This is a genomic window from Ottowia sp. (genome assembly GCF_016703145.1).
Taxonomy (GTDB): domain Bacteria; phylum Pseudomonadota; class Gammaproteobacteria; order Burkholderiales; family Burkholderiaceae_C; genus Ottowia.
Window position 1 is genome coordinate 1004609 of the sequence record NZ_JADJCO010000005.1, and the last position, 16813, is coordinate 1021421.

Sequence of the window (16813 nt, forward strand, 5' to 3'; positions counted from 1 at the left end):
TCAACCACGCAGCCGCGCACCCAGGTCGCCCTGCAAGCGCTCCACCACCGCCTTGACCGCTGCATCGATGCGCTCGTCGGTCAAGGTCTCGCCCTCGCTGCCCAGCACCAGCCGCACCGCCAGGCTCTTCTCGCCGGCGGCCATGCCAGCCGCGTGCTCGGCGCCGGCCTTGGGCCGGTAGATGTCGAACAGCGCGGCACCTCTCAGCAGCTCGCTGGTGGACGCGGCACGCACCGCTTGCATCAGTTGCGCGTGCGTGACACCTTCCTTCACCACGACGGCGATGTCGCGCTCGGCCGGCTGCTGGCGCGATACCGTTCGCGCCGCCGGCAGCGTGCGTTGCAGCACGGCATCCAGCGCCAGCTCGAACATCACCGGCGCATGGGGCCATTCCCAGGCCTGGCGCCAACGTGGATGCAACTCGCCGACGAACCCGATGGCGCGTCCATCCAGCACCACCCGGGCACAGCGGCCAGGGTGCAGCGCGGGGTGTTCGGCGCGCTCGAACACCGCCTGACGCGGGCCGAGCAAGGCTTCCACGTCGCCCTTGATGTCGTAGAAATCAGCGGGGCCCTGGTGGCCTTCCCAACCCTGGCGGCTGGCCGGCCCATAGCTGATGCCGGCCACATGCAGGGGCTGATCCACACCCTGCACGCTGGTGTCCGTGGTTTTCACCGAGGCATCGCGCAGAAACACGCGCCCGATCTCGAAGACGCGCACGCGGCTCGCACGGCGATCCGTGTTGTGCTTCACAATCTGTAGCAAAGAGCCCAGAAGGGACGAGCGCATCACGCTCATCTGGCTCGCGATCGGATTCAGCAGGCGCACCGGGTCGGTGTTGCCGGCGAGATCGCGCTCCCAGCCCTCCTCGACGAAGCTGAAGTTGATGGTTTCCAGGTAGCCCAGCACTGCCAGCGCACGGCGCACGTCGAAGGGGCTGCGGCGCGATTCGGAGGGCACGCGCGGCACGATGGGCGCGAGCGGCGCGGTCTCGGGCAACTGCTGGTAGCCGGTGATGCGCGCCACCTCCTCGATCAGGTCTTCCTCGATGCGCAGATCGAAGCGGTAGGCCGGCGGCACGACGGTGAGGGTGCCCCCGCCTTCCGTGAAGGCCAGCCCCAGCCGACGGAAGACCTGGGCGCACTGCGCCTGCGTGAGGGGCATGCCGATGACCTTGGCCGCGCGCGCCACGCGCAGCGTGACGGGTGTCGGCGCGGGCAGGTTGGGCTGCTGATCGTCGATGGGGCCGCACACGGTCTGCGGCGTGCCGCAGATGTCGAGGATGAGCCGGCTGATGCGCTCGATGTGGGCGGCCGTCAGGTCGGGATCGACGCCGCGTTCGAACCGATGGCCGGCGTCGGTGGCGAAGTTGTAGCGGCGCGATCGGCCCGCCACGGCGTCGGGCCACCAGAAGGCGGCTTCGACGTAGACGTTCTGCGTGTCGTCCGATACCGCGGTGGCGTCGCCGCCCATGATGCCGGCCAGCGACTCGACCTCGCGCTCGTCGGCGATCACGCCGACGGTTTCGTCCAGGGTCACGGTGTTGCCGTTCAGCAGCGTGAGCTGCTCGCCGGCGCGGCCCCAACGGATTTGAAGGCCACCGTGAATCTTGTCCAGGTCGAAGATGTGCGTGGGCCGGCCGTACTCGAACATCACGTAGTTGGAGATGTCCACCAGCGCCGTCACGCTGCGCTGGCCGCAGCGCGCCAGGCGATCGACCATCCAGGCCGGCGTGGCGGCGCGCGTGTTCACGTGGCGGATGACGCGGCCCGAGAAGCGTCCGCACAGATCGGGCGCGCTCACCTTCACAGGCAGCACGTCGGACACACCGGCGGCCACGGGCGGGTGCGCGGGCGTGACGAGCGGCGCGCCCGTGAGCGCCGACACTTCGCGTGCGATGCCGTACACGCTGAGCCCATGGCCCAGGTTGGGCGTGAGCTTGAGCGTGAACACCGTGTCGTCCAGGTCCAGCGCGACGCGGATGTCCTGCCCCGGCGACAGCTCGGACGGCAGTTCGAGCAAGCCGCTGTGGTCATCGGCCAAGCCCAGTTCGCGCGCCGAGCACAGCATGCCCTGGCTCTCGACGCCGCGCAGCTTGCCCAGCTTGATGACGAACGGATTGCCATCGTCGCCCGGCGGCAGTTCGGCGCCCAACAGCGCGCACGGCACCTTGATGCCCGCGCGCGCGTTCGGCGCGCCGCAGACGATGTTCAGCAGCGCGCCCTGCCCCACGTCCACCTGGCACACGCGCAGGCGGTCGGCGTTGGGGTGCGGCTCGGCGTGCTTGATCTCGCCCACCACCACCTGGGTGAAGGGCGGCGCGACGGGGCGCAGCTCCTCCACCTCGAAGCCGCCCATGGTCAGGGTGTCGGCCAATTGCCGGGTGGACAGGGGCGGGTTGCAGAACTCGCGCAGCCAGGATTCAGGAAACTGCATGAAAACTCTCGATCAACGGAACTGGCTGAGGAAGCGGATGTCGCCTTCGAAGAACAGGCGCAGGTCGTTCACGCCATAGCGCAGCATCGCCAGGCGGTCGATGCCGGAGCCGAAGGCGAAGCCGATGAAGCGCTCCGGGTCCAGCCCCATGTTGCGCACCACCTGCGGATGCACCTGGCCCGAGCCGGACACCTCCAGCCACCGGCCCGCCAGCAGGCCGGACTGGAACTGGATGTCGATTTCCGCGCTGGGCTCGGTGAAGGGGAAGTAGCTGGGCCTAAAGCGCAGGATCAGCTCGTCGGTCTCGAAAAATGCCTTGCAGAAATTCAGGTAGGTGACCTTCAGGTCCTTGAAGCTGACGTTCTCGCCCAGCCACAGCCCCTCGACCTGGTGGAACATGGGCGAGTGCGTGGCATCGTTGTCCACGCGGTAGGTGCGGCCCGGCGCGATGACGCGGATTTCGCTCATCTCGCCGCGCGCCAGCGCCTCGGCGTGTTTTTTGGCATGGGCCGTGGCATGGCGGATCTGCATCGGGCTGGTGTGCGTGCGCAGGCAGTAGGCCTGGCCCTGCTCGTCCTTCAGGTCGACGTAGAAGGTGTCCTGCATCGAGCGCGCCGGGTGGTTGGGCGGGTTGTTGAGGGCGGTAAAGTTGAACCAGTCGCTCTCGATCTCGGGGCCGTCGGCCACGTCGAAGCCCATGCTGCCGAAGATCTGCTCGATGCGCTCCCAGGCCAGCGAGATCGGGTGCAGCCCGCCGCCACCGCGCTGGCGGCCGGGCAGGGTCACGTCCAGCGCCTCGGCCTGCAGTTGGCGCGCCAGTTCGGCGTCGGCCAGCGCTTGCCGGCGTGCGCCCAATGCCGCCTCGATGGCCTGCTTGGCCTGGTTGATGGCGGCGCCGCGCGACTTCTTCTCGTCGATGCTGAGCGCGCCCAGCCCCTTCATCAGCTCGGTCACGCGGCCGGCCTTGCCCAGAAAGAGCGCCTTGGCGTTCTCCAGATCGGCCGGGGTGGCGGCGCGCGCGAAGCTGTCGGCGGCGCTGGAGACCAGTTCGGAAAGGTCGCTGGTGACGGCGGATGCGTTCATCGGTGAAGCGGCGTGAAAGTCTGAAATGAAAAAGGGATTGAAGCCAAATTGGCCTCAACCCCTTGAAGCACCTGCGCGAAACGCTATGAAAAACAGAGTATCGCGCGGTGGCGCCGGCCTCAGGCCAGCTTGGCCTTGGCCTGCTCCACGATGCCCGCGAAGGCGGTCTTGTCGTGCACGGCGATGTCGGCCAGGACCTTGCGGTCCAGGGTGATGCCGGCCTTGTTCATGCCATTGATGAACTGGCTGTAGGTGATCCCGCATTCACGCGCAGCGGCGTTGATGCGGGCGATCCACAGGCGGCGGAACACCCGCTTCTTGTTGCGGCGGTCGCGGTAGGCGTACTGCCCGGCCTTCATCACCGCCTGTTTGGCGATGCGGAAGACGTTCTTGCGGCGGCCGCGAAAACCCTTGGCCAGGGCCAGCACTTTCTTGTGACGAGCACGGGCGGTCACACCACGTTTGACGCGAGGCATATCAGTTCTCCTTGTCCGTCAGTTGATCACAGGCCGGCGAAGGGCAGCATCTGCGCCATGTGACCGAGGTTGGTCTCATGCACATTCACCGCACCGCGCAGGTGGCGCTTGTTCTTGGTGGTCTTCTTGGTCAGGATGTGACGCTTGAAGGCTTGGCCGCGCTTGACGGTACCACCCGGACGGACGCGAAAACGCTTCTTCGCGCTGCTCTTGGACTTCATCTTGGGCATTTGACATGCTCCTTTTGATTGTGCTCGCGAGGCGTGCGCAAAACTGCTTTGCGCCCTTGGATGGGCCCCGAGCCACTTCTGGGTCGGCAGGCCTTACAGCCTGCCCGTTCGCCGGGCGAACCCGGCAAATGCTTCGATGGCCTTGCCGCTCAGCCCGCCGCTTGCGCGGCGGTGGCTTCGGCCGCCGGCGCGGCGGGCTTGGCCGCGCCGCCACCGGCTTTCTTGCGGGCCGGCGCGATCATCATGATCATCTGCCGGCCTTCGAGCTTGGGAAACTGCTCGACGAGGATGGTGTCGGCCAGTTCGTCGCGGATGCGGTTGAGCAGGGCCATGCCCAGCTCCTGGTGCGTGATCTCGCGGCCGCGGAAGCGCAGCGTGACCTTCACCTTGTCGCCATCGGCCAGGAACCGGCGGATGTTGCGCATCTTGATGTTGTAGTCGCCGTCATCGGTACCGGGGCGGAACTTGACTTCCTTGATTTCGATGACCGTCTGCTTGGCCTTGGCCTCGGCCGCCTTCTTCTGCTCCAGGTACTTGAATCGGCCGTAGTCCATCAGGCGGCAGACGGGCGGCGTGGCCGTGGCGACGATTTCCACCAGGTCCACATCCAGCTCGCCCGCCATGCGCAGCGCCTCCTGAATGGGCACGACGCCCAGGGGCTCGTTCTCGGGGCCGTTCAAGCGGACTTCGGGAGCATTGATCTCACGATTCAGACGATGCGCGCGCTCCTCCCGGTGGCGGCGGTCACGAAAATTGGTAGCGATGGTGTCGGTTCCTCAAATCAAATGCTATAATAAATATAGCTAATACCGCCCGTTTGACGCGGACCAGAGCCGGTTTTTGCTGAAAATCAGGCTTTGGAGGCGATGTCCTCGGCGATGCGCTTGGCAAACGCTTCGAGAGACACCACGCCGAGGTCTTGGTTACCCCTCGCGCGCACTGCGACGGCGCCAGCTTCCTTTTCCTTGTCGCCAACGACCAGGATGTAAGGCAGCTTTTGCAACGAATGCTCGCGTATTTTATACGTGATCTTCTCGTTGCGCAGATCGGTTTCGACCCTAAGCCCTTGATTCCGCAGCGTTTTCGCCACGTGCCGGACGTAGTCGGCCTGCGCGTCGGTGATATTGAGCACCGCCACCTGCACCGGCGCCAGCCAGACCGGCATGGCGCCGGCGTGGTGCTCGATCAGCATGCCGATGAAGCGCTCCAGGCTGCCGACGATGGCGCGGTGCAGCATCACCGGGTGGGCCCGGCCGCTGGATTCGGTCACGTACTCGGCGCCCAGGCGCTCTGCCATGTTGAAGTCCACCTGGATCGTGCCGCACTGCCACTGGCGGCCGATGGCGTCGCGCAGCGTGTATTCGATCTTGGGGCCGTAGAAGGCGCCGTCGCCCGGCGAGATGGCGAATTCCACCCCGGAGCGGCGCAGCGCCTCCATGCAGGCGTGCTCGGCCTTGTCCCACAGCTCGTCGGAGCCCACGCGCGCATCCGGCCGCGTGGCCACCTTGTAGAGGATGTCGGTGAAGCCGAAGTCGGCATAGACCTTCTGCAACTGCGCCGTGAAGGCCACGCACTCGTCCAGGATCTGGTCTTCGGTGCAGAAGATGTGGCCGTCGTCCTGCGTGAAGCCGCGCACGCGCATGATGCCGTGCAGGGCGCCGGAGGGCTCGTTGCGGTGGCACTGGCCGAACTCGCCGTAGCGCAGCGGCAGGTCGCGGTAGCTGCGCAGGCCGTGCTTGAAGATCAGCACGTGGCCAGGGCAGTTCATCGGCTTGAGCGCGTAGTCGCGCTTTTCCGACTCGGTGATGAACATGTTCTCGCGGTAGTTCTGCCAGTGGCCCGTCTTCTCCCACAGCGTCTTGTCCAGGATCTGCGGGCCCTTGACTTCCTGGTAGCCCGTGTCGCGGTACACCTGCCGCATGTACTGCTCCACCGCCTGCCAGATGGCCCAGCCCTTGGGGTGCCAGAACACCACGCCCGGCGCCACCTCGTCGATGTGGAACAGGTCCAGCTCCCGGCCCAGCCTGCGGTGGTCGCGCTTCTCGGCCTCCTCGATGCGCTGGATGTAGGCGTCGAGCTGCTTCTTGTCGGCCCAGGCCGTGCCGTAGATGCGCTGCAACTGCTCGTTCTTCGCATCGCCGCGCCAGTAGGCGCCGGCCAGCTTCGTCAGCTTGAAGGCCTTGAGGAAGCGCGTGTTCGGTACGTGCGGACCGCGGCACATGTCCACGTATTCCTGGTGGTAGTACAGGCCCATCGCCGTTTCATTCGGCATGTCTTCCACCAGACGCAGCTTGTAGTCCTCGCCGCGCGACTTGAAGACCTCGATCACCTCGGCGCGCGGCGTCATCTTCTTGATCACGTCGTAGTCCTGTGCAATCAGCTCGCGCATGCGCTGCTCGATGGCCGCCACGTCCTCGGGCGTGAAAGGGCGCTCGTAGGCGATGTCGTAATAGAAGCCCTCCTCGATCACCGGGCCGATCACCATCCGCGCCGTCGGGTAGAGCTGCTTGACGGCGTGGCCCACCAGATGCGCCGTGGAATGGCGGATGATCTCCAGGCCCTCCTCGTCCCTGGGCGTGATGATCTGCAGCTTCGCGTCCTGGTCGATCAGGTCGCTGGCATCGACCAGCCGGCCGTCCACCTTGCCGGCCACCGTCATCTTGGCCAGGCCCGGGCCGATGGCCTGCGCCACCTCGGCCACCGTCACGGGGCCGGGAAAGTCGCGCTGGGCGCCGTCGGGAAGCGTGATCTGAACCATGGGGAAAACTCCGTGTCTTGAAAATCTGTCTGAGAAAGAGAGGGGTGCGGGCAACAAAAAAGCGCGGCCCAGGCCGCGCTTTGGTATCTTTTTGATAGCGCAACCCCTAGGATGCGCCTGGACCAACACCGCAAACGGCCTTAAGCCATGCTCCTTCTCCAGATAGTTCGCGGTGTCATAACCAGGGTGCCTTTCTCGCTCTTGCTGTGGGGCTGGTGATCCGTGGCCGCACCCCGAGGTGCCGCCGAAGCCGCGCATTTTACCCGTTGGATGCCTTCGCGCCCGAACACCTCCCGCCACGCGCTCGCGTGAAGCCCAGGTAAAGACCGTGCCCGCTCGTCGGCTTTGGTCAGCGCGGCCCCGCGCCAGCCGTTGAAAGCAGCAGGCGGGCGCTGCGCGCTCCGCCCCTTCCACACAAGGAGCCCACTGTCCATGACCACCCGCCCCTCCCCCCGCACTCGCCGCCTCGCCACCGCCTGCGCGCTGGCGGCCCTGTCCGCCCTCGGCGGCTGCGTCGTCGCCCCGGCGCCCGCGCCAGGGTATGGCGACCCCTACGGCTACCCGAGCGCCACCGACGTCTATGCCCCCGTCGCCCCGCCCGCGCCCTACGTCGAGGTGCAACCCGCCGTCCCCTACCCCGGCGCCGTCTGGATCAATGGTTACTGGAACTGGAGCGGCAACCGCCACACCTGGGTTCCCGGCCGCTACGATCGCCCGCGCCCCGGCTGGCGCTGGCAGCCGCGCCGCTGGGAGCGCGCGCCGCGCGGCGGCTGGCATTCGCAGGGCGGCGGCTGGGTGCGTTAAGGCCGTGGGCCGGCCACGAAAAAGCCACCCCGAAAGGTGGCTTCGCTGACCGAGTGCAGGCGCCCTGCAAGCGCCTTGGCCGTGATCAGTGGAACTGTTCTTCTTCGGTGGAGCCGGTCAGGGCCTTGACGCTGGAGGAGCCGCCCTGGATCACCGTGGTCACGTCGTCGAAGTAGCCGGCGCCGACTTCCTGCTGGTGCGACACGAAGGTATAGCCTTTGTCGCGGGCGGCGAACTCGGGCTCCTGCACCATGTTCACGTAGTGCTTCATGCCTTCGCCGCGAGCATAGGCGTGGGCGAACTGGAAGGTGTTGAACCAGTTGACGTGGATGCCGGCCAGCGTGATGAACTGGTACTTGTAGCCCAGGGCCGACAGGTCGTCCTGGAACGCCGCGATCTGCTTGTCGTCGAGGTTCTTCTTCCAGTTGAAGGAAGGCGAGCAGTTGTACGACAGCAGCTTGCCGGGGCAGGCGGCGTGCACGGCCTGGGCGAACTCGCGGGCGAAGCCGATGTCGGGCACGCCGGTCTCGCACCACACCAGGTCGGCGTAGGGCGCGTAGGCCACGCCGCGGCTGATGGCCTGCTCCAGCCCGTTCTTGACGCGGTAGAAGCCTTCCTGCGTGCGCTCGCCGGTCAGGAAGGGTTTGTCGTTGGCGTCGTGGTCGCTGGTGATCAGGTTGGCGGCCTCGGCGTCGGTGCGGGCCAGCACGATGGTGGGCACGCCCATCACGTCGGCGGCGAAGCGCGCGGCGATCAGCTTCTCGCAGGCTTCTTGCGTGGGCACCAGCACCTTGCCGCCCATGTGGCCGCATTTCTTGACGGCGGCGAGCTGGTCCTCGAAGTGCACGCCCGACGCGCCGGCGGCGATCATGTTCTTCATCAGCTCGAAGGCGTTGAGCACGCCGCCGAAGCCGGCCTCGGCATCGGCCACGACGGGCAGGAAGTAGTCGATGAACTCCTTGTCGCCCGGGTTGATGCCGCGGCCCCACTGGATCTCATCGGCGCGCTTGAAGGTGTTGTTGATGCGGCGCACCATCGTCGGCACCGAGTCGTAGGCGTACAGCGACTGGTCGGGGTACATGGTTTCCGACGTGTTGCCGTCGGCGGCGACCTGCCAGCCCGACAGGTACACGGCTTCCAGGCCGGCCTTGGCCTGCTGCATGGCCTGGCCGGCGGTGATGGCGCCGAAGGCGTTGACGTAGCCCTTCTTGGCATCGCCGTTGATCAGCCCCCACAGCTTCTCGGCGCCGCGCTTGGCCAGCGTGTGCTCGATCGACAGGCTGCCGCGCAGGCGCACCACGTCGGCGGCGCTGTAGCCGCGCTTGACGCCCTTCCAGCGCGAGTTGCTGGCCCAGTCTTTTTCAAGGGCGGCGATCTGCTGGTCGCGGCTGAGTTGCTCGTTGGTGTTCGGCATGAAAAGCTCCAGTGGTGATGTTGAACAAGCTTGGGCGGCAACCGCGTGCGGTGCCGTTGAGGTGAATCATAACTCTTGTATAAGACTTGCGTCCATTCTTATGTCTTATACAAGACAAATTTTTATCTATTTGAAATCAATGGGTTGCAACTTCTATTCCTCGATGCGGAATTTTATCTTCCGTATCGAGAAATTTTGCCGCAATGCAGCATCGCATAATTTCACAATGCGGCGTATTGACCTCTCATCGCGAAATCATCATCCGCCCCGGGCTATTGCGGCACCAGTCCGGCGGCTTTCACCAGTTCGGCGTGGATCCGAATCTCCTCAGGGATGGTCTGCCTGAGCGGCTTGGCGTCGTCCAGCGCAAGCTCCAGCCCGGATCGGGTTAGCGGCCCTGGGCATGTTTCATGCCCAAGAACGCGCGGCGGAGTCGGGACCGAGCGGCGAGTCTCCTGCGGAGGCGTGCTTCGTCAAGCGGGGCTTCGTCGGACTCACGGGCCGGATGCCTGCCCGGCGGGGCCGCTATATATTCCCTGCACCCGCCGCCGCCATCGTCCGCTTTGCCCACGTCCCCTGCCCCGCCCCCAGCCCTGGCCTATGGCTGCCTGGCGCTGTCGATGGCGCTGGTGGGCAGCTACGTGGCGCTGTCCAAGCCGCTGGCGGCGGTGTTCCCGGTGCTGCTGCTGGCGTGGCTGCGCTTCGGCATCGGCGGGGTGGCGATGCTGCACTGGCTGAAAAAGCCGGCCGGCGAACCGCCCATGACGGCGCAGACGCGGAGCCTGCTGTTCCTCGAATCGTTCCTGGGCAATTTCCTGTTCACGCTGTGCATGATCTCGGGCGTGAAGCTGACCACCGCCGTGTCGGCCGGGGTCATCATGGCGGCCATCCCGGCGGCGGTGGCGGTGCTGTCTTGGCTGCTGCTGCGCGAGCGGGTAGCGCCGCGCGTGTGGGCGGGCGTGGTCTGCGCGGTCATCGGCATCGGCCTGCTTTCGCTATCGAAAAGTGAGCTTCCGGCGCATGCTGCGTCTGGGCTAGAGGCCGAAAACTCTTCAAATTTGGTGTGGCTGGGCAACCTGTTGCTGATCGGCGCCGTGCTGTGCGAAGCCAGCTACGCCGTCATCGGCAAGAAACTGACGGGCGCCCTGGGACCGCGGCGCATCTCGGCGCTGATCAACCTGTGGGGCTTCGCGCTGAGCACGCCGTTCGGGCTGTGGTTGGCCTGGCGCTTCGACTTTGGCGCCGTGGGCGCCGGCACCTGGGTGCTGCTGGTGTTCTACGCCCTCGCCGCGTGCATGTGGACCGTGTGGCTGTGGATGACGGGCCTGCGCAGCGTGCCCGCCGCGCAGGCCGGCGTGTTCACCGTGCTGCTGCCGGTCAGCGCGGCGCTGGTCGGCGTGGTGGTGCTGGGCGAGCGCCTGGGCGGGCTGCAGCTCGCGGCCTTCGCCATCGCGCTGGCGGGCGTGCTGATGGCCACCCTGCCCTCGCGCGCGAGGCATTCGGCGCGTGGTCAGGCGAGTACACGAAAAAGCCCGAAACCATGAAAAAAGCCACCCGAAGGTGGCGTTCCTTGGTCGGACCGGCCGCATCCAGCGACCGGCTCCGAACAGCGGGCGAACCGTGAATCAGTTCTTGGCGGCGCTGGCAGCGGCGCTGGCGGCGTCGGCCGCAGCGGTGGCGGCGGTCGCAGCAGCGTTGGCGGCCGCGGCAGCGGCGCTGTCGGCGGCGGCGCCAGCGGCGGACGCGGCATCGCTCACGGCAGCGCCAGCGGCGGAAGCCGCGTCGGCAGCAGCGGAGGCCGCGCTGTCGGCGGCGGCAGCAGCGGCTTCAGCAGCCGGCGCCGGCGCGGGAGCGGGAGCGGGTTCTTCCTTCTTGCCACAGGCGGCGAGGGCAGCGGCGGCGATCAGGGCAGCCAGTACAAGCGATTTGTTCATTTCAATGTTCCTTGTTTGAATGAATGACAGGAAATTCCGGAAAGCATCAAGACACTGAAGACATCACGCGCCCTGACCGAGAGAAAAGCATTCGGGACCTTTCCGCTCAACCTCGAATTATAGCTTGGAGCCTTGCAATTGTGGCTTACCCTGATGCGCCCGCGCCACGTCAAAACAAAGTGTCACAAGCCCAAGGTCGTAGCAGGAAACCCAGCGCTGCTGCGGCCCAGCCAGCCATCGACGGACTCGCGCAATGCCAGCCTGCGCTCCGCGGCGGCACCGCAAGCGCCGCCGCGGCGCACGCACCCGGTCGAGCCGCTGCATGACCCACTCGGGCGATCAAGGGGCGCTGGGCAGATCGAGCGCGTCGGCCTAGGACGCAATACTGTTCAGATAGACAAATGGCCAGCATAATTCGGCTCCATCCAATCCATGGAGGACGGAGCCGATGGCAAGAACGCGCAAGGTACTGCCGCACCAGGTCGATGTCGCCCACCTGATCAGCACAGGTGTACTGGCAAGCGTGTGTTCGAGGCCTCTGATCGACGAGGTGCTGGCCGAGACAGGGCGAGGCAGTCAGCGCAATCGGCTACCCCACAGCCGTACGCGGCCAGAGCGCCTTCCCGCAGGCGCGCCTGCTCGGCCTGGTCGAGTGCGGCACGCACGCCATCGTGGCCGCCGGCATCGCCGCGTACGCACGCAGCGAGAAGGCGATGGCCACGGAACTGCTGCCGGGCTGGCTGCGCAAGGACATGTTGGTAATGGCCGACCGGGGCTTCTACAGCTTCAAGCTCTGGGCGCTCGCTTGCGACAGCGGCGCCACGCTGCTGTGGCGCGTGAGTTCCAACATCAAGCTGGCGGCGCAGCAGGTCCTGCCCGATGGCTCGTACCTGAGCACCGTCTTCGACAGTGAAGACAGCGCCCGGCGGCATGGCCGCACGGTGCGCGTCATCGAGTACACGCTGCGCGACTTGGCCGTCCCCACAAAGGACAGCTACCGCCTGGTGACCACTTTGCTCGACCCCGAGCAGGCGCCCGGCCAAGAATTGGCGGCGCTGTACCACGAGCGCTGGGAGATCGAGGGTGTGTTCGATGAGTTCAAGACGCACCTGCGCGCCAGCAGCACCGTGCTGCGCAGCAAGACGCCCGATCTGGTGAAGCAGGAACCGTGGGGGCTGCTGCTGGCGCACTTCGCCATCCGCCAACTCATGGCACAAGCGGCTTGGCAGCGCGCACTCGACCCGGATCGCCTGAGCTTCAGCCACGCGGCGCGCGTGATCAAACGCAAGATGCCGCAAGCCGCGGCCGTTCCCCCTGAGCGCCTCGAAAGCTGGCGTGAGTCCCTGCTGGCCGAGATTGCCCGTGGTCGCTGCGTTAGTAGCCGCGGACGCCTCAACCCGCGCGGAGTCAAGCGCAAGATGAGCAGCTTCACCGTCCGCCATCGCGGCGCGTTGCTCCACCAGCGACATCAGCCCACGCCAGTGCTGCGTATCTGAACAGTATTGCGCCTAGGGCACGATGCGGCGGAACGTCTCGCGCCCCAGGAATGCGCCCTGCGGCAACCCGGTCAGAGCAGTTTCAGGCGTCGTCATGCAGCCACCCCGCTTCCTTCCATTGCGCCAGCAGGAATTGGGCGTCCTCGCTTAGCCGGGCCACCTGGCCGGCGCCGAGGCTGCGCTCGTCCGCCAGTTGCCGCATCAGCCGAGCATCGCGGCCGCTGGCGCGGTAGCCCTCGCCGTTGATGAAGACGTGCCGCTCGTCGTACATCATGCGCGTGCGGCGGTCGAGCGCCACGCCGCCGGCCGCGTCGCCCCGCGCGGGTGGCGTGTCGAACCAGACGTTCGGCTTGGGCTCGGTCAGCCACTCGCCCAGCAGCATGGCCAGTTGCGCGGGGTCGCGCAGCGCCCGCTCCACGGCGTCGCGCGCGAAGTCGAACATCGCCGGCGGCACCGCGCCAGGCGCCGCCACGGCCGCCTGTCCGGGGTCGCGGTAGGCGGCGTCGCCCAGCCCGTCTCCGGCCTCGTCCGCCAGGCGCTGCAGCAGCTCGCGCGCCAGCTCGCCGCGCGCCGGCTGGCGAAAGCCGATGGAATAGGTCATGCATTCGCCCAGGGCCACGCCGTCGTGCGCCCAGCGCGGCGGCAGGTACAGCATGTCGCCGGGATCAAGGACGTATTCCTCTTCCGGCTCGAAATCGGCCAGAATCTTGAGCGGCAGGCCTTCGACCAGCCGCAGGTCCTTCTGCCGCCCGATGCGCCAGCGGCGCCGGCCGTGGGCCTGCAGCAAGAACACGTCGTAGCTGTCGAAGTGCGGCCCCACGCCGCCGCCCTCGGTGGCGTAGCTGATCATGACGTCGTCCAGCCGCGCATCGGGCACGAAGCGGAACTGCCGCAGCAGCGCATGGACCCCGGCATGGTGCAGATCGACGCCCTGTACCAGCAAGGTCCAGTCCGGCTGGCCGAGGGGCGGCAGGCCGCGGCGCGGCAGCGGGCCCTGGCGCAGCGTCCAGCGGCCGCCGCCGTGGCGCAGCAGGCGCGACTCCACCGCCGCATCGGCCGCCAGGTCGAACAGCGCCGGCCGCGACAGCAGCGGCTGGAAGCCGGGGATGGCCTGGCGCACCAGCAGGGGTTTCTTCTGCCAGTGCCGCTTCATGAATTGCGCGGGCGACAGGCCGCCCAGCAGGCGCAGGGGTTGGGAGATGTCCATGCCGCCGAGCATACGCAAGCGCGGCCGCGTTCATCGGGCGATGCGACAATCGCGCGATGGAAATCAACTCACCGTGCGTCGTCGCCCTCGCCTGGACGCTCCAGGACAGCTTGGGCGAGACGCTGGACGAACTGCAGGAGCCGGTGGAGTTCCTGGTCGGCGGCGGCGACCTGCTGCCCGCCATCGACGCCGCGCTGCAGGGCCACGAGGCCGGGGCCACACTGCACCTGAACCTGGAGCCCAAGGATGCGTTCGGCGACTACGATGAGAAGCTGGTCCTGCTGGCGCCGCGCGATCAGCTCCCCGAGGGTATCGAGGAAGGCATGCTGCTGGAAGCCGGCTCGCTGCCCGCCGGCGTGGCCGACGGGGTGCCGCCCAACACCTTGTGCACCGTCACCGACATCTACCCCGAGCACGTCGTGCTGGACGGCAACCACCCGCTGGCGGGCATCGCGCTGCGCCTGCGCCTGAAGGTGGAGCAGGTGCGCGAAGCCACCGTGGACGAGGTCGGCCGGGGCAGCGCCGGCACCGGGTTCTTCCAGCTCCAGCCGATGGCGCCAGGCGGCACCCAGATCCACTGACGCCACGATGACCAACGGCGCCCTCGGGCGCCGTTGTCGTTCATGCCGTGGGATCAATCAGCGATAGAGCTGGTTGCCGTCCACGCGCACGCGGTCGCCGATCTGCACGTTGGGCGGCTGGGCGTAGTCGAATGCGCGCGCGGACCCGTTGTCGAACTGCACGGTCACGCGGTAGATCTCCTGGCCGCCGCCCCCGCCCATGTTCTGCTCCAGCGCGCGGCCGATGAGCGCGCCGCCGACCACGCCGGCGACCGTCGCCGCGGCGCGTCCGCTGCCGCCGCCGACCTGATTGCCCGCCAGACCACCGACCGCACCGCCGATGACCGCGCCGGCCACGCCCCTGGACTGGCCGCCGCGCAGGTACTCGACATTCGACACCCGGCCGTAGTTGCCGTAGGCTTGATTGCCCGGATAGTTGTTGCTGGGGTAGCCGCTCGGGTAGTTGCCGCCGACCGGCTGGCCCCCGGGGCTGCGCAGGCCACCAGCGCGCCCGCGATGCTGAGCACGGCGATGGAAGAAACCAGACGTTGTTTGATTTGCATGACGATTCTCCTGAATGCAAGCGCTGGTGCTGTAAGCGCCTTCCTGGATTAACGCATCGATGCCCGGAGGCAAGGGCGTCCAAAACGTAAAGTCGGCGCCCCCGACGCTTCAAATGGTAAGCCGGCGCCGCGCCCCGTCGGTCTCGTCATGCGCGGCCGGTGGAGCCGTAGCCGCCCTCTCCGCGCACCGAGGGCGGAAATTCATCGACGAGGTTGAACTCGGCCTGCGCCACCGGCACGATCACCAGTTGCGCGATGCGCTCCATCGGCGCGATCGTGAACGCCGTGGCGCTGCGGTTCCAGGCGCTGACCATGAGCTGCCCCTGGTAGTCGCTGTCGATCAGCCCCACCAGGTTGCCCAGCACGATGCCATGCTTGTGCCCCAGCCCCGAGCGCGGCAGGATCAGCGCCGCGTAGCCGGCGTCGGCCAGGTGGATGGCCAGGCCCGTGGGCACCAGTTGCCACGCATTGGGCGCCAGCGTCAGGGGCGCGTCGAGGCAGGCGCGCAGGTCCAGTCCCGCGCTGCCGGGCGTGGCGTAGGCGGGCAGGCTGGCGCGCAGGCGCTCGTCGAGGATCTTGACGTCGAGCTTCATGCCGCGAACCCCGACACCCGGCGCGCGATCTCGGCCACCAGTTGCTGCGCCAGCACGCGCTTGCTGGCGCGCGGCAGATCGCTCACGCCCTCATCGTCGACCAGCAGCAGCGCGTTGTCGTCCTTGCCGAAGGTGGCCGGCCCGATGTTGGCCACCAGCAGCGGCACGCCCTTGCGCACGCGCTTGGCCTGGGCGTTGGCCTGCAGGTCCTGGCTCTCGGCCGCGAAGCCTACACAGAACAGCTCGCCCGACTGCGCGCGCGGCGAATGCGCGATCTCGGCCAGGATGTCCGGGTTCTCGACAAAGCCGAGCTGCGGCGCCTCGCCGGAACCGTCCTTCTTGATCTTGTGCGCCGCCGCCGTCGCCGGGCGCCAGTCCGCCACCGCCGCGGTTGCTATGAAAATATGAGCAGACTGCGCAATATCCACGCCGGCTTCATGCATATCCAGTGCTGAAACCACGTCGATGCGCCGCACGCCGCGGGGCGTCGGCAGCGACACCGGGCCGGCGATCAGCGTCACCTCCGCGCCCGCCTCGCGCGCCGCGCGCGCCACGGCGAAGCCCATCTTGCCGCTGGACAGGTTGGTGATGCCCCGCACCGGGTCGATGGCCTCGAACGTGGGCCCCGCCGTCACCAGCACGCGCTGGCCGGCCAGCACCTTGGGCGTGAAGAAGGCGATCAGCTCATCGGCCAGCTCCCGTGCCTCCAGCATGCGGCCATCGCCCGTCTCGCCGCAGGCCTGGTCGCCGCAGGCCACGCCCAGCACGGTGGCGCCGTCGGCGACGATCTGCGCCAGGTTGCGCTGCGTCGCCGGGTGCGCCCACATCTCGCGGTTCATGGCCGGCGCGATGAGCAGCGGCACGCGCTCGATGGGGCGCGCCAGGCACATCAGCGGCAGCAGCTCGCCCGCCCGCCCCTGCGCCAGCTGCGCGATGAAGTCGGCGCTGGCCGGCGCGACGATGAGGGCGTCGGCCTCGCGGCTCAGGTTGATGTGCGCCATGTTGTTGCCGGGCCGCGCGTCCCACTGCGACACGTAGACCGGCCGGCCGGACAGCGCCTGCATGGCCACCGGCGTGATGAACTGGCAGGCCGCCTCGGTCATCACCACCTGCACGCTGGCGCCGGCCTTGACCAGCAGCCGGCAAAGCTCGGCGGCCTTGAAGCAGGCGGCCCCGCCCGACAGCCCCAGCACGATGTGGCGGCCCTGCAGCTCGCCGGCGACGTCGTTGGTATTCATGGCGCGCAATGTAGCAAAAGG

General features: G+C 67.5%; 15 protein-coding genes and 1 pseudogene. 4 read left to right on the forward strand and 12 right to left on the reverse strand.

What is annotated here, in order from left to right:
- The 6 genes from pheT to thrS form a co-directional block, all read right to left on the reverse strand.
- Complete coding sequence (gene pheT / locus IPG65_RS17720; RefSeq protein WP_293192370.1) at positions 1-2436, reverse strand: phenylalanine--tRNA ligase subunit beta; 2436 nt, start codon at positions 2434-2436, stop codon at positions 1-3.
- A 12-nt stretch (positions 2437-2448) separates the two neighbouring features.
- Positions 2449-3519, reverse strand: coding sequence for a phenylalanine--tRNA ligase subunit alpha (gene pheS, locus IPG65_RS17725; protein WP_293192372.1), 1071 nt, complete (start codon positions 3517-3519; stop codon positions 2449-2451).
- A 119-nt stretch (positions 3520-3638) separates the two neighbouring features.
- Positions 3639-3995 carry a 50S ribosomal protein L20 gene (rplT, locus tag IPG65_RS17730; protein WP_293192374.1) on the reverse strand — a complete coding sequence of 119 codons (357 nt, stop codon included), beginning with the start codon at positions 3993-3995 and terminating at the stop codon, positions 3639-3641.
- A 26-nt stretch (positions 3996-4021) separates the two neighbouring features.
- A complete protein-coding gene (rpmI, locus tag IPG65_RS17735; RefSeq protein ID WP_293192376.1) occupies positions 4022-4225 on the reverse strand; it encodes a 50S ribosomal protein L35 in 204 nt (67 codons plus the stop codon).
- 149 nt (positions 4226-4374) lie between these two features.
- Positions 4375-4989 carry a translation initiation factor IF-3 gene (gene infC, locus IPG65_RS17740; protein WP_293193056.1) on the reverse strand — a complete coding sequence of 205 codons (615 nt, stop codon included), beginning with the start codon at positions 4987-4989 and terminating at the stop codon, positions 4375-4377.
- Between the two features lie 86 nt (positions 4990-5075).
- Positions 5076-6983 carry a threonine--tRNA ligase gene (gene thrS / locus IPG65_RS17745; protein WP_293192379.1) on the reverse strand — a complete coding sequence of 636 codons (1908 nt, stop codon included), beginning with the start codon at positions 6981-6983 and terminating at the stop codon, positions 5076-5078.
- A gap of 432 nt (positions 6984-7415) precedes the next feature.
- Between thrS and IPG65_RS17750 the strand changes: the two genes are divergently transcribed.
- On the forward strand, positions 7416-7787 hold the full coding sequence (locus IPG65_RS17750; protein ID WP_293192382.1) for a hypothetical protein: 372 nt from the start codon (positions 7416-7418) through the stop codon (positions 7785-7787).
- 85 nt (positions 7788-7872) lie between these two features.
- Here IPG65_RS17750 and aceA read toward each other — a convergent pair whose 3' ends face one another.
- Positions 7873-9201, reverse strand: coding sequence for an isocitrate lyase (aceA, locus tag IPG65_RS17755; protein ID WP_293192385.1), 1329 nt, complete (start codon positions 9199-9201; stop codon positions 7873-7875).
- Positions 9202-9821: 620 nt separating this feature from the next.
- Here aceA and IPG65_RS17760 point away from each other — a divergent pair.
- Entirely contained in the window at positions 9822-10745 is a 924-nt protein-coding gene (locus IPG65_RS17760) for a DMT family transporter (protein ID WP_293193058.1), read from the forward strand.
- 81 nt (positions 10746-10826) lie between these two features.
- On the opposite strand, the gene IPG65_RS17765 is transcribed toward IPG65_RS17760, so the two are convergent.
- On the reverse strand, positions 10827-11135 hold the full coding sequence (locus tag IPG65_RS17765; protein ID WP_293192387.1) for a hypothetical protein: 309 nt from the start codon (positions 11133-11135) through the stop codon (positions 10827-10829).
- Positions 11136-11583: 448 nt separating this feature from the next.
- Between IPG65_RS17765 and IPG65_RS17770 the strand changes: the two are divergent.
- A pseudogene (locus tag IPG65_RS17770) lies at positions 11584-12451 on the forward strand (IS4 family transposase); the annotation flags it as partial.
- A gap of 262 nt (positions 12452-12713) precedes the next feature.
- Here IPG65_RS17770 and IPG65_RS17775 read toward each other — a convergent pair.
- Positions 12714-13838, reverse strand: a complete 1125-nt coding sequence (locus IPG65_RS17775) for a cupin domain-containing protein (protein WP_293192389.1) — start codon at positions 13836-13838, stop codon at positions 12714-12716.
- Between the two features lie 56 nt (positions 13839-13894).
- Between IPG65_RS17775 and IPG65_RS17780 the strand changes: the two genes are divergently transcribed.
- Complete coding sequence (locus IPG65_RS17780) at positions 13895-14419, forward strand: peptidylprolyl isomerase (protein WP_293192391.1); 525 nt, start codon at positions 13895-13897, stop codon at positions 14417-14419.
- 57 nt (positions 14420-14476) lie between these two features.
- Here the strand turns inward: IPG65_RS17780 and IPG65_RS17785 are convergent, their stop codons facing one another.
- The 3 genes from IPG65_RS17785 to coaBC form a co-directional block, all read right to left on the reverse strand.
- Positions 14477-15034: a glycine zipper 2TM domain-containing protein gene (locus IPG65_RS17785; protein ID WP_293192393.1), complete on the reverse strand. Its 558-nt coding sequence runs from the start codon at positions 15032-15034 to the stop codon at positions 14477-14479.
- Positions 15035-15107: 73 nt separating this feature from the next.
- On the reverse strand, positions 15108-15554 hold the full coding sequence (gene dut / locus IPG65_RS17790) for a dUTP diphosphatase (protein ID WP_293192395.1): 447 nt from the start codon (positions 15552-15554) through the stop codon (positions 15108-15110).
- Positions 15551-16792, reverse strand: a complete 1242-nt coding sequence (coaBC, locus tag IPG65_RS17795) for a bifunctional phosphopantothenoylcysteine decarboxylase/phosphopantothenate--cysteine ligase CoaBC (RefSeq protein ID WP_293192397.1) — start codon at positions 16790-16792, stop codon at positions 15551-15553. Before coaBC ends, dut begins: the two co-directional genes overlap by 4 nt.
- Positions 16793-16813: the final 21 nt, after the last annotated feature.